Source organism: Ketobacter sp. MCCC 1A13808 (assembly GCF_009746715.1).
Lineage (GTDB): Bacteria > Pseudomonadota > Gammaproteobacteria > Pseudomonadales > Ketobacteraceae > Ketobacter.
Genome location: NZ_VRKW01000003.1, coordinates 13,986 through 26,931, shown reverse-complemented (window position 1 = coordinate 26,931; position 12,946 = coordinate 13,986). Strand labels below are relative to the sequence as shown.

Here is a 12,946-nt window from a genome sequence, read left to right as displayed (position 1 = left end):
GTCAGGTCGGATAAATAAAAAATGTGCGCAGGGTCTAAAAAAGAATTCAAACAATCACTAAAAACAGACCGATGCAGTTTCACCGAGTATTACAGGCCTGTTTATCCAGGCGTTGCTGGCGAAAAACCGAATCCGGGGGCTCCAAATAGCCCCCCGGAATTGGAAAGAAAACGCTTAACCCATCCGATGCAACGCACAAATTTTATTTCCGGAAGGATCGCGCAGGTAGGCGATATATAGCCTGACACCATTGCCTTCGCGAATACCGGGTGGATCTTCACAGGTTACACCGCCATTCTCCAGGCCGGCTGCATGCCACGCATCCGCTAACTCCGGGGTTTTTGCCGCAAATCCGATGGTGCTGCCATTACCGTTACAGGCCGGTTCACCGTTGATCGGCACACTGAGAGCAAAAACTCCGGTTTTTGTGTAATAAAAGCAACGACCTTTGTCATCCATAACACCAGGCTCGTGCCCTAGCGCGCCCAGAATGGCATCGTAAAACTTTTTTGATGCCTGCATATCCGTGGCACCCAACATTACATGGCTAAACATGATTATTCTCCTGATTGTTATTATCTTCTGACAGAATACTCTAACAGACTATTCTTGTTTATTTCTCATTAAATAGCGGAACGTCAATATCACAATATGAGCCCCCGTACTCACGGATAGAACCACGCCGGCCCCCGCAATCAAGACAAACAAATGGGGGTAATCACCCTGACCGGCGTCCGCAAATAATAAACCGACACAGATAAGGATCAATCCGAGCACCAATAAGGCCAATGCCACTGAAAGTGGGCTACCCAAAAAGCGATTGTACTCTTTCCTGATCATGCGGTAGACCAATGCCAGGGCTGCAAAGACCAACAACACCACCACAGAAAGAAAGAGCAGTTTCAACATAGCAGCGAGCCCCTTTTCCGGTTTCGGGTCATTACTTCAGCCAAGCGGTAATTCATCAAGCCTCGTCACCTGCTCTAACCCAGCATCCCAATCGCCTTTACTGGCCATACATACATGAGCGTCCGGTATTACCGACAGGCGACTGTCGAGACAACCCGCCGGAACCACCAACAGCTTGCCATCCATCTGAATATTCGGCAACGCAGAGCCACACTCAACACAAAAACTTTTTTTATGGCGTGTTTCGGACAAGGTGAATATTTTTACGTTATTTTTACCTGACAGCCAGCGTAACTCTGCTGTGCTGGAAAACAGATTCGCGGCGTGGGCAGTCCCGGTGTCTTTTCGACAACGGCTGCAATGGCATAGATAAAAATGCTGAAATTCCCCAATCACCTCAAATGTAGTTTTGCCACACAGGCACGAGCCGTAATGAAGTTCGCTCATGATATTCTGCACCCTCTGTTTTGGTTATTGAGCTACGGACAAGCGCCATAGAATGTCGGGCGTTCCGCGTTCTGGCCGATTATACATAAGGCTTGATCCTTACCGGGGTTTGAAAACGGCCCCGCCAACTGCCTAGTTTATATTCATTTCGTTGTCACAGTGCCGCCCTAACATACCCTGGTTAACTTTCCGTATCCGAATTCGGACCATTAGGGGTAATAAAATGCAATTTCCGTTTATCAAGTCCGCGCTGGCGCTCGCCATCGCAGTCACTGCAACCGGCGCCGTCGCGTCTTCGCTCGACAAGCACGATCGGGCCAAAAGCGTTCACAAAAAAGAAACCTACTTTGAGCGCGTATCGACCTTTCCCGTCTATCAGAATCTCGCGCCGGATGAAAATACCACCGACGCCACTGCTGCTGAGATCAGTGCTGCCAGCCAGGACGGGAAGGTTGTCTATTATAGCAATAGCCCTCGAGGTCGCATCGGGATGATCGATATTGCGGACCCGGCTGCGCCGGTGGCAGCGGGCTTTTTACCGCTAGCCGGCGAGCCCACTTCAGTGGCTGTGACCGGAGACTATCTGTTAGTCGCAGTCAACACCTCTTCGAGTTACACCACACCCGGCGGCGTTTTGTCTGTGTATTCAATTGATAACCCTCTGCAACCCCAATGGGTAGCCGACCTCGACATGGGAGGACAACCGGATGCCATCGCGATCAGCCCTGACGGCCGCTATGCTGCGGTGGTTATCGAGAATGAGCGAGATGAAGATTTTGATGACGGATTGATTCCTCAACAGCCTGCCGGGTACCTGAAAATCATCACCACAAAGGGCAAACCGTCAAAATGGAAAGTACGGCAAGTGGAATTAACAGGGTACGCTGAAATTGCACCGGATGATCCGGAGCCAGAGTACGTTGCCATCAGCCGCCTGAATATTGCAGCCGTTAGCCTGCAAGAAAACAATCACTTGATTCTGGTGGATCTGCGTCGCGGCATGGTCATCAATGAGTTTTCCGCCGGCAGCGTGGATTTATTTGGCGTTGACACCCAAGAAAACGACGTCATTGAACCGCTTGATAACATTCTCAATCGTCGCCGCGAGCCGGATTCGGTGGCCTGGCTTAACGACTGGTGGGTAGTCACCGCCAACGAAGGCGATTATGAAGATGCTGATGGTGTGGAAGGCGGTAGCCGTGGATTTACCATTTTTAGTCCCTTCGGGCATGCCCGTTACGAGTCTGGCTCGTCTATGGAACACGACTTCATCCGCATTGGTCATTACCCGGAAAGCCGCTCAGAAAATAAAGGCATCGAACCGGAATCAGTCACCACCGGACATTACGGCAAAGCCGATTATCTGTTCGTGGGTGCTGAGCGCGGCAATGCGGTGGCCGTGTATAAAGTCGCTGCGTTCGCTAAACCGAAACTACACCAGATATTGCCCAGCACCATCGGGCCGGAAGGCATTCTAACTATACCATCGCGCAATCTGGTGGTGGTATCCAGCGAAGAAGACAGCGCAGATGACGGTTTCCGTTCCACGGTTTCCATTTATCAATACGGTGCGAAAGCAGCGAACTATCCAGAAATCATGTCCGATCCCAAGCAACTGATCCCCTGGAGCGCATTGAGCGGCATGGTAGCGGATAACCATAGAGCCAACATCCTTTACGCTGTCCCCGACAGCTACTACGCCCAATCCCGCATCTTTAAAGTGAAAGTAGCAAAGAATGGCCCGGCTATTATCAAAGAAGCATTGGTGCTTAGTAAGGATGGCGACACCGTTGACTATGACCTGGAAGGCATCGCGCAACGTAGCGACGGTAGCTTTTGGTTGGTATCAGAAGGCAATGGTGGAAGCCGCCCCAATCTACTGATCAAGACAGCAGCCGACGGCACGGTAATGGAAGAAATCAATCTGCCGGATGGCGTAATTGATAAACAAATCAGTAACGGTTTCGAAGGTGTCGCTGTCACCGGCAGTGGTGAAAACGAGCGTGTGTTGGTGGCTTTTCAACGTGAGTGGAAAGGCGATCCGGAAAACCACGTACGCATCGGTGTTTACAACCCATCGAATAATCATTGGGGATTCTTGTATTACCCATTGGATGTAGCACAAGAAGACGCATGGGTCGGTCTGAGCGAATTAAGCGCCATTGACGATCACAATTTCGTCGTCATCGAGCGCGACAATCAACAAGGGGATAAAGCGCAGTTAAAACGTCTCTATCGCTTTTCTATTGACGGCTTAACTCCCGCTGCTGAAGGCGGTAATTTTCCCGTTGTCAGCAAGACCGTGGTGCACGATCTGCTTCCGGATTTGAAAGCCACCGGTGGTTGGGTACTGGATAAAGTGGAAGGAACTGCTATTACTAAGAAGGGTGAAGTCTATGTCGTCACCGATAATGACGGTGTCGATGACTCCTCCGGAGAAACCCGCTTTATGCACCTGGGCAAGTTATTCAGATAATTTAAGCCAACCAAGGTAGCAAACCGTTTTGTTTTGCCGACCTCAGGCGACCCTGTTCAGGGTCGCCTTTTTTTATCGTCGCGGTTGCATTGGCATTGCTAGACCGGTGTTAAAGTGAATCCATGCCGGGGAAAGTGAACGTGCACTGTGCCCAATGACGACTCTTGTCGCGCGATGATCCATCCATGGGGTTTGCTCCCCACCAACGTACCCTGGCTCGCAGTCTGGGCGTAGTCCGACGGCGCTATGAGCACCTGTTTACCGATCATCGGATCGTCCTTGAACGCCTCTTCGATCGGCCGCGGTTCATTATTTCGCGCTATTTCCAGTGCAAGTGGCGGATCCAGCTCCAACTCTTTTCCATGGCCGAATTGCTTAATTCGATCCATCCAGCGATTGATATTGTGGTATTTATTAATTTCGCTTTTTTCGGCCAGATCCCGATAGAACCATAAACTGTGATAAGCGGCAAAGTCCGCTATCGACGGGCCATTCCCAAAAATAAAATCCCGTGACAATTGGTTTTCCAGGTCTTCCAGATACGCCTGCAAAATCGCTTTGGAGGTTTTCAGCCCGGCCATTTTTACCGTGGCATGGCGGCCCATTTTTATGCGATCCCACATCATCTGTGCTACATCCAGTACAGACAGAGTTCGCAAAACTTTTTTATTCAGCTTGAAGGACATGGAACAGGCCAGGGTCGCAAAAAACATTTTCTGTTCGACTTCTTCAACAAACGCCTGACACTCCGCATCGGCATTTTCCACGATCAGCTCCGGCATGTTGGCCATCGCAGCGATTTCTGCACTGATCGTCCGAGTGTCACAAAATATATCTGCACCGATCTGGGCTACCGGTACCTTACGATAACCACCGGCCAGTTGTTCCAGTATCGGCCTGGGCGGCGCTTCACGGGTATTGGCGGATTGCCACGGAATCTTGGTATAGCCCAGCATCGACCGTATTTTTTCGGAAAATGGAGACAGGGGATAGTTGTGTAATATCAATTGATTCAAAGCAGCTCCTGTAGCCTGATAAAAGGCCATGATGAACAGACACCGATATGTTTAACGTAACCGGCCCTTTTAAACAATGGCCATAACGTTTATTCCGGTTGATAAAGCGCCACCCGCCTGTGGTACCCTTCCGTAATCAGGGATTGAAAGCAGGCTATACAGTGATAGATACCACCACCCTCAACAACCCCCGTTTTTCAATACGTATCACCGTGGTCGGGGTTTTTGTCTTAGCCACACTGGTCACGGCCATGGTCGCAATTGGTCTGCAGTATCATTTCAGCCGCGAGCTGGCAATAAAATCCGCGTTAACCCAATTTAAACTAAGTGCTTCCGGCACCGGCAATTTTTTGTCCTCCTCGGACAGCAATGTCATACAGGCCACCAAGCTGCTGGCAGCGTATCCGAAGTTGATCGAAAATAACCACCTTCCCCTTGATACCTACAAATTATTTTCGGAAGTGATCAAAGAAAACAATGCGTTCTACGGTGTTTATATCGGATTTGATGACGGCCGGTTTTATGAGTTAGTGAACCTGGAAAGTGCAGGTGACATACGCCAGAAAATGCAGGCGACTCCGGAGGATCGCTGGGTCATTATTGAAGTTGCGAATGAAGGGGCACAGCGCAAACGACGTTTTGAATATTACAATCGGGATTTCGAACTACGTCGCTTTCGCGAAGAACGCAGTGAATATGACCCCAGGCGTCGACCCTGGTTTATTAATGCCACAACCGAACAGGTTTATAAATCCCCGCCCTATTTATTTCAGCAACTGCAAATCCCCGGACAAACCTATTCCATTGCGTTACCCGAGCAGGGGGCGGTGTTAGCCGTCGATGTCACGCTGGCAACGGTTTCCACTTATTTGCAATCCCAACAATTGGATGCAGACAGCGAGATCTATTTATATCAGAGCAGTGGGGAGGTGATTGCATCGAATCACCTCGTGGAAAACGCGCCGGCGAAACCTGACCTTCCGCAAATCAACCTGACAGACGAGCAAAAAAAATACATCGATGAACTTGGCGTGATACGCGTATCCAACGAATTGGATTGGCCACCAATGGATTATGCCGTCGCCGGTGAGCCCAGGGGCTACGCAATCGATCTGATCCGTTCCCTTGCCAGCATGACAGGTCTGAAAATCGAATTTGTAAATGGTTACTCCTGGCCGCAATTGGTGAGCATGTTCAAGCAAGGTAATCTGGATATCATACACCCGGTCCTGAAAAGCGAAGCGTTGGCGGGAGCAGGGCTTTATAGCGATCCGATGCTGGATCTACCATACGCAATCATTACGAAAGAGGGCGTATCAGACATCGAAACCCTACAACAACTGCGAGGCAAAACTCTGGCCATCCCCGAAGGTTGGTCGCTTATTTCAATTTTCCGCAACGCCTTCCCCGACATTCGGGTTCTCGAAACCAGCTCTAATCGCACAGCGATCGAAGCGGTGTTAACCGGCGAAGCGTACGGCACTATAGAAAGTGCCGCCATATTACATCACACTGCCGAGCAGTACTTTTATGACGGAATTCGCTTTCATGAACCTTTAACAGAAATTGACAAGGCCTTGCCCCACGATTTTCATTTGCTGGTTAAGAAAAGCCTAGCTCCCCTTGCCGACATCCTTAACCTGGCAATACACCGCTTCAATCAATCCCACCGCCAAACACTGACCGAAACCTGGCTCACCCCCCAGGACAGCAATCTTCGCAATCTTTCCACCGTTCCCTATCCTGAGTTATTCAATATTGCCCACAGCGGAGAAGGCATCGGCAACATTATCAATACCCAGATCAATGATCGATCGCATTTTATCTTTGTCACACCGCTCAACCGCAGCGATACCTATCAGGAATATTTTGCCATTGTGGTTCCCGAAGAGCGTGTTCTGGCCCCCAGCCTGGCAAAGGTTAAAACGTCGATGCTAATCACCTGCGCCTGTTTGCTGTTGTTAATTCCTATTTCATGGTTGTTTGCCAATCCTATCGTCAACCCTATCCGCCGCTTAGCGCTAGAGAATGCAAAAATTAAAAATCGTCAATTCAACCAAGTGGAGTATTGTCGCAGCTCCATAATTGAAGTGCATGAATTATCCGAATCGATGCTGGAAATGTCGTCATCCATTGAAGCCTACGAAGTCCAGCTAAAAGAGTTAATGCAATCATTGGTGCAGTTGATCGCAGAAGCCATTGATGAGAAATCCCCCTACACAGCGGGACACTGCGCACGGGTACCCGAATTATCGGTGATGATCGCTGAAGCGGCAGAGCGCAGCGAGGACGCACCCTTCGCCGACTTCAAATTTAACGATTCCGATGAATACCGGGAATTCAAATTGGCCGCTTGGCTGCACGATTGCGGCAAGATCACGACGCCGGAACACATTGTCGACAAAAGTACTAAGTTGGAGCTGATTTACAACCGGATTCATGAAATTCGCACCCGTTTTGAAGTGCTGTGGCGGGACGCTGAAATCGATTATTTGCGTCAGCTGATCCGCTATCCGGAGCAAGCCCACACCCTACGACAACAACTGGATCAAAAACAGGCACAGCTAAAAGACGATTTTGCGTTTGTCGCCGGTGCCAACATCGGAGCGGAATTTCTGTCTGCGGAAGATGCGGCGCGTTTAAACGCATTGGCTGAAACCCCTTGGCAGCGCCACTTCGATGACCGGCTGGGGGTTTCAGCCATCGAATTGGAGCGATATGGGAAAAAGGCCGAAGCGCTGCCTGTGCGCGAGACCCTGCTTGCCAATAAACCCCAACACTTGATTGAACGGGTCAACCAACAGGCACACGATCCACGCTTTGGTATTCAAATGGATATTCCGGAACATCTTTACAATCAGGGAGAGCTTTACAATTTGCTGGTGTCACGCGGCACCCTGACTGCGGAAGACCGTTTTAAAATTAATGAACATATGATCGGCACCATCAAACTACTCGACAATCTTCCTTTCCCTCCGGAGCTGGCCAATGTGCCCCGCTACGCCTCCACCCATCACGAAACGCTGACTGGCACCGGCTACCCGCGTCGTCTGAGCGCAGAAGATTTATCTATTCCGGAGCGGATCATTGCTATTGCCGATATCTTTGAAGCGCTGACAGCGGCAGACCGGCCCTATAAAGTGGCGAAGCCCATCAGCGAAGCGGTGGATATTCTGTTCCGCATGGCAGTAAAAGGAAATATTGATCGGGATGTGTTTAATCTGTTTTTAGGCAGCGGTGTTTATAAAAAATACGCGCAATTGTACCTGGATCCGGCGCAGATAGATTCCGTAGACATCAAACGCAACATTCAGGCTGCCTCGGAATTGCCACAATAACGCTGCATCAATTCCTGTTTCATTTTGGCACCGATTTTTCCACTCCAGAGCCATTCATAATAATCACGTCCGATCTGATCGGGTGGAATCGGTTCTTGTTGCCAGTTCACCTTCATGCGGTGGTCTCTGAGGTAATCATCGATATCCGATTGAACCGCCTTTGACTGCCAACCGTTTTTTGCAAACTCTACGCTGTCTTCACATTCCGGTTGCGCTTGTAATGCGGCGGGTGACAGACACAACAGCATCGGAATTAGGTAATAGTGTATACGCTTTATCATAAAAGAGCTTCCCTGACTGGAATGGATAAACTAATAAAGCTTATCCAAAAAATAGTCATCATTGTTATTGCGGCGGGACCAACGCGCACTCAAATCCCTTAGCTGCTCATGCTGCGGATTGATCTGTAATCCTTTTGCAATTAAGTCGCGAGACATTTCCATCTGGTTACGCTTGAAGTATTTTTTACCCAGCTCATAGAATGCGTCGGAATAAACCCCGTTTGCTACCCGCAATTTATCATCATTGATATTGGCGTTCAGAACAGACATATAAGCAGAATAAGCCTGGTTCAAATCATCGACAGTAAGAAAATCCGACCCTTCCAGAATAGTGACCCAGCGTTCAATATTCCCCATCGTATCCAGATATTCAATACGCGCAATGGTTTCACTCATTTCACCTGCACGGGTCATTAATTCCCCGGACAAACCGTACTCTTGGGTCAGCGATTTGGCTTGCTGAACGTACTCGTAGGCGGAGCTTAAGTGATCGTTATTCAGGTCGCGGCTGGCAAGGCTCAGTATATTACGGGTTACCATATCAATGCCGGCAAGCCCACCAGGATGATTGCTCTGCAACTGCAACACTCTACGGTAATAATCCAGTGCACTGCGACCTGCCGGCTTGGCCCAGTTTTCTGCCCACATTGCTTTACGGGCTTCATTCATCAGATCGTAAATTTCAGGGCTGTCCTCCGCCGAAGGTGCCGGAATGGCACTGACCGCAACGGGCTGCAGGGCGCCGGCTTTTGCGTCCGCTTTTGCTTCCGCCATGGCGTCGGCCCCGGATTCCACCTCAGAGCGGATGACCGGGCGGGTCTCCTTGGATTCAATGCCTGCCGTAGCAGCAACTACTTCGGTATCCGCATTGAAATTTGCGCCCTCCTGTTTTGGCGAGCCGGATTCCACGACCGCAGCGGGGGGCTCGGCAGCGGTGTTGCCTGATGCCGGTTGAGCGGTTCCGGGCTTGTTTATGCCGGCAAAAATCTCCTGCGCTCGCATTTGCAACGCGGAGCCCTTGGACAAGGATTTATTATCCAACACATAAAACACCGACAGGCCGACCAACGCGCATAATCCCAGCATCATGGCAAATTTAAGGCGCACGGCACTGTTTTCGTTGGGCCGCAGATGATGGCGGATACTGGCAAACGTACGATGTACCCGGATGCGCATTTTGCCGAACATCGTGCGCTTAACAAACATGGTCGGTGCTGAGGGCGAGTTTTGTTTCGCGATGGCTGTGGGAATCGGGGTATCATCCCGGTCGCTCCAAGGGAATTCAAAATCGGAGATGGTCGGCAAATCTTCAACCATCATGCGCGAACGCGGGTTTAACGGACGCCTGCCGACGCTTTCCCAGGTATCGAAAGGGGACTGCACATAGGGTTCCAGCGCCTGTGCCACTTCCACCATGGAGGCATAACGATCGGAAGGATGTTTGGCCACCATCTTTTCCAGCACCGGCTGCAGACAACTGAGCTTGGCGGGCAATTTCGGAATCGGATCAGATATGTGCTTGATGGCTGCGGCGACCGAAGAACCGGCATCGTACAAGGGCCGGCCGACCAAAACCTCATACATCACAACGCCCAAACTATAGATGTCTGAACGGGTGTCGACTTTTTTTGCCAGCGCCTGTTCCGGACTCATGTAATGGGGCGAACCCACCACCACCCCCACAGAAGTGACATTAGTATCCGCTTCCAGGGCCTTGGCTATACCAAAATCGGTTAACACCACGGTGCCGTCTGCACGGAACAACATGTTTTCAGGTTTGATATCGCGGTGAATATAGGATTTGGAATGAGCGAAGGCGAGGGCGCCAGCCATATCGTAAATAATGCGCACGGCCTTGTCAGCACGGATACCGGATCGGAGCCGATGCTTGAGGTCGCCACCGGGTAAAAACTCCATGCTGAAATACGGATAGCCCGCATGCTTGCCTAGATCGTAGACGGAGACAATATTGCGGTGGGTCAAGCTGGCAAGAATCCGGGCTTCGCGCAGAAAACGTTCGCCAAAAACCGGGTCGCCGGTCAGGCTCGTAGCCATGACCTTGAGCGCTACTTTTCGATTAAAGCTTTCCTGAACGGCGACAAAGACCGTCGCCATTCCACCCTTTCCGATTTCCGAAACTATTTTATAGCCTGGAACATCCACAACCATCTTTTAGCACCTACCCGATGACGATCAACACTGACAAGCAAACTACCTCCTGGTTACCCATGGTAGCAAATTTACTCTGCACCCTAGCTATATTAACGCCTGCAGGACACGATTTTTTGGTAAAAATAAGGATTGTCCCGGGCGAAAGCCGGATAACAGCCCTTATCATTCTGTTTTTTAAGGACTAATTAAATTGTAAAATCGCATAACTGAAAGCGCCCACGGGCACTCCGTGCGCACCGGATCGCAGACTCATTCACCGCATTCTTTACAGCTCTATCAATTGACGTTGTTATGTTTACCACTTATTAATCGATAATGGCATTTTATACGCGAATCCCCTATCAGCGGTAGCCGCATCTGGTGGCCGGTCTATACCCCCCGAAAAAGATGCACCTGAATCATGGTCCTTAACTCTTTTAGCGCCACCGGCTTCGCCAGGAAGTCGCTCATTCCAATGTCCAGGCAATACTGCTTGTCCATGGCGGAGGCGTTTGCAGTAAGGGCAATGATGCAGGTATCGCACAACGGAGCCGGCATTTTGCGAATGGCCCGAGTGGCCTCAAAGCCATCCATGACCGGCATCTGGCAATCCATCAAAATCAGGTCCACCGGACGCGTTTTCAGCAAATCCAGGGCTTCCAGTCCGTCTTTTGCGCTAACCGAATTCAAACCCAGTTTCTTCAAAAAGGCCTTAATCACCGTAAGGCTGGTCTCGTTATCCTCAACGATCATGACGATTTGGCTGGCCTCATTACTGGCATCAGCCTGCTTCCTGGCCAGTGGTGCCACCGTCGGTTTCGCAACCGACTCCTGCAGCACCCTGACAGGAAATTCAAAATCAACCTGTAACCCGCTACTATCGCGGTTCTGCAAATCGATTGCGCCCCCCAGCAAACGTGCAATAGCAGAGCACGTTGCCAAGCCGATCCCCATGCCCTGATGCCGACGCGAAAAGGTGCCATCCAGCTGAGTAAACGGTTTAATAATCTTCCCCAACTGCTGATCCGGGATACCGGGCCCGGAATCGCAAACACGAATTCGGACCCATCTCGTATCTGCCCAACCAAACGAAGCACCGCTGCCTGAGTGGTCAATTTGGCGAACAGACAATTCGACACCGCCACGCTCGGTAAACTTCAGTGCATTGGATAATAGCTGCCGTAACACAAACCGTATTTTATTGTCGTTACTGATTATCAACGCATCCAGTATCGGGTCGGCCCTAAAGTTCAGGTACAGATTCTTGTCCATAAAATCCAGACGATAGGATTCCAGTACTTTTTCAATCACAGAACGCAAGCGCATTTCGTTCAGCACCGGCAGACCCTCAGTCGCACTCACTTCGCTGTACTGCAACAAATCATCGATAACGCGGATCATACCGTTGGAAGAACTGGTGGCGACTTCAAGCCAGGATTGCTGATGCTCGTCCAGCTCCGTTTCCCGCAGCAAACTCTGCGCGCCGATAATGCCATTCATGGGCGTTCTCAATTCATGGGAAATAGTGGCCAGAAACTCATGTTTCAAGCGATCGCTTTCGTTGATTTCAAGCAACACCTTGCGTGACACAGTCCAGGCCAAAATCACCAGAATCAGGATCACCAGAACCCCCAGCACCGCACCCCATAAATTAGCCTGGTTCACCGCTTCATTGGTGGTTCTGAGTAACGCACCGTAGGCGGTTTGCCGCTCTTGCTGCAACTGATTGATCTGGGCAAGCAGAGATTCGTAGAGCTTTAACACGTGGTGAATGGAATCCTGACTGCCATCCAGCTTACCGGGATCGTCTATCACATGATTGGCTAAGCGTAAAATGACCTGGGCGTATTGTTCGAACTGCAACTGTGTCTGCGGCAGCAGGGAATCCGGCTTGTTTTCCAGCTCCTGTATGTGTTTCAGCCGCTGCCGTACGGTACTTTCGATTTGCCCCATTTCTTCCAATAACATACGGTCACCCAAGCCAATGGTGGCAGCATAACCTTCCCGCAGCGAAGCCAGCTCTTGTTTTACCTGGCGTATCTCTTCAATAATGGGGTAATGACGATGCTGCAATTCGTCCAGGCGCTTACCATTGACCATGGCTAAAAACACATTCACTGTGAGATAGACCAGAAATGCCAGGCCACCGATTACGGCGATCATCATTATATTAAAGCGGATTTTGGAATTTCGATTCATTGCCGGGTTCTTGAGTGTTTCGCTGAGAGCTTTGATTTCTGTTTTTCCGTATCACGACATTCTATACTGCTTTCCCCGAATAGCTCGCACCGGGATTGGATACACCATAAAACCTGAAACGAAAAACAA

Annotated in this window: 9 protein-coding genes; 2 read left to right on the top strand and 7 right to left on the bottom strand. The window is 50.2% G+C overall.

Annotation, left to right across the window (positions count from 1 at the left end; translation table 11 throughout):
• Positions 1 to 174 precede the first annotated feature (174 nt).
• Genes FT643_RS07005 through FT643_RS06995 form a run of 3 tightly spaced genes read right to left on the bottom strand, consistent with a single transcriptional unit; the run spans position 175 to position 1,356 of the window.
• Positions 175 to 555, bottom strand: coding sequence for a VOC family protein (locus FT643_RS07005; RefSeq protein ID WP_156870643.1), 381 nt, complete (start codon positions 553 to 555; stop codon positions 175 to 177).
• 48 nt (positions 556 to 603) lie between these two features.
• Positions 604 to 909 (bottom strand): hypothetical protein, encoded by a 306-nt coding sequence (locus FT643_RS07000; protein WP_156870641.1) that lies wholly within the window; start codon positions 907 to 909, stop codon positions 604 to 606.
• A gap of 36 nt (positions 910 to 945) precedes the next feature.
• The gene (locus tag FT643_RS06995; RefSeq protein ID WP_156870639.1) at positions 946 to 1,356 is read right to left on the bottom strand and encodes a GFA family protein; all 411 of its coding nucleotides are present in this window, start codon (positions 1,354 to 1,356) and stop codon (positions 946 to 948) included.
• Between the two features lie 223 nt (positions 1,357 to 1,579).
• Here FT643_RS06995 and FT643_RS06990 point away from each other — a divergent pair, with 223 nt between their 5' ends.
• Positions 1,580 to 3,832 (top strand): esterase-like activity of phytase family protein, encoded by a 2,253-nt coding sequence (locus FT643_RS06990; RefSeq protein WP_156870637.1) that lies wholly within the window; start codon positions 1,580 to 1,582, stop codon positions 3,830 to 3,832.
• A 98-nt stretch (positions 3,833 to 3,930) separates the two neighbouring features.
• Here FT643_RS06990 and FT643_RS06985 read toward each other — a convergent pair whose 3' ends face one another.
• Positions 3,931 to 4,848: a glutathione S-transferase family protein gene (locus tag FT643_RS06985; RefSeq protein WP_198043384.1), complete on the bottom strand. Its 918-nt coding sequence runs from the start codon at positions 4,846 to 4,848 to the stop codon at positions 3,931 to 3,933.
• A gap of 161 nt (positions 4,849 to 5,009) precedes the next feature.
• Here FT643_RS06985 and FT643_RS06980 point away from each other — a divergent pair, with 161 nt between their 5' ends.
• Positions 5,010 to 8,186 (top strand): HD domain-containing phosphohydrolase, encoded by a 3,177-nt coding sequence (locus FT643_RS06980; protein WP_198043383.1) that lies wholly within the window; start codon positions 5,010 to 5,012, stop codon positions 8,184 to 8,186.
• Here the strand turns inward: FT643_RS06980 and FT643_RS06975 are convergent.
• The 3 genes from FT643_RS06975 to FT643_RS06965 all read right to left on the bottom strand — a co-directional run bounded on the left by FT643_RS06975 (position 8,159) and on the right by FT643_RS06965 (position 12,817).
• Positions 8,159 to 8,467, bottom strand: coding sequence for a hypothetical protein (locus tag FT643_RS06975; RefSeq protein ID WP_156870632.1), 309 nt, complete (start codon positions 8,465 to 8,467; stop codon positions 8,159 to 8,161). The two genes, FT643_RS06980 and FT643_RS06975, sit on opposite strands and share 28 nt — an antisense overlap.
• Before the next feature lie 30 nt (positions 8,468 to 8,497).
• Complete coding sequence (locus FT643_RS06970) at positions 8,498 to 10,636, bottom strand: serine/threonine protein kinase (protein WP_156870630.1); 2,139 nt, start codon at positions 10,634 to 10,636, stop codon at positions 8,498 to 8,500.
• A 372-nt stretch (positions 10,637 to 11,008) separates the two neighbouring features.
• The gene (locus FT643_RS06965; RefSeq protein WP_156870628.1) at positions 11,009 to 12,817 is read right to left on the bottom strand and encodes a response regulator; all 1,809 of its coding nucleotides are present in this window, start codon (positions 12,815 to 12,817) and stop codon (positions 11,009 to 11,011) included.
• Positions 12,818 to 12,946 lie beyond the last annotated feature (129 nt).

Coding starts and splice junctions, on each gene's coding strand:
- FT643_RS07000 (WP_156870641.1), bottom strand. CDS start 909: ATGTTGAAACTGCTCTTTCTTTCTGTGGTGGTGTTGTTGGTCTTTGCA.
- FT643_RS07005 (WP_156870643.1), bottom strand. CDS start 555: ATGTTTAGCCATGTAATGTTGGGTGCCACGGATATGCAGGCATCAAAA.
- FT643_RS06995 (WP_156870639.1), bottom strand. CDS start 1,356: ATGAGCGAACTTCATTACGGCTCGTGCCTGTGTGGCAAAACTACATTT.
- FT643_RS06965 (WP_156870628.1), bottom strand. CDS start 12,817: ATGAATCGAAATTCCAAAATCCGCTTTAATATAATGATGATCGCCGTA.
- FT643_RS06975 (WP_156870632.1), bottom strand. CDS start 8,467: ATGATAAAGCGTATACACTATTACCTAATTCCGATGCTGTTGTGTCTG.
- FT643_RS06970 (WP_156870630.1), bottom strand. CDS start 10,636: ATGGTTGTGGATGTTCCAGGCTATAAAATAGTTTCGGAAATCGGAAAG.
- FT643_RS06990 (WP_156870637.1), top strand. CDS start 1,580: ATGCAATTTCCGTTTATCAAGTCCGCGCTGGCGCTCGCCATCGCAGTC.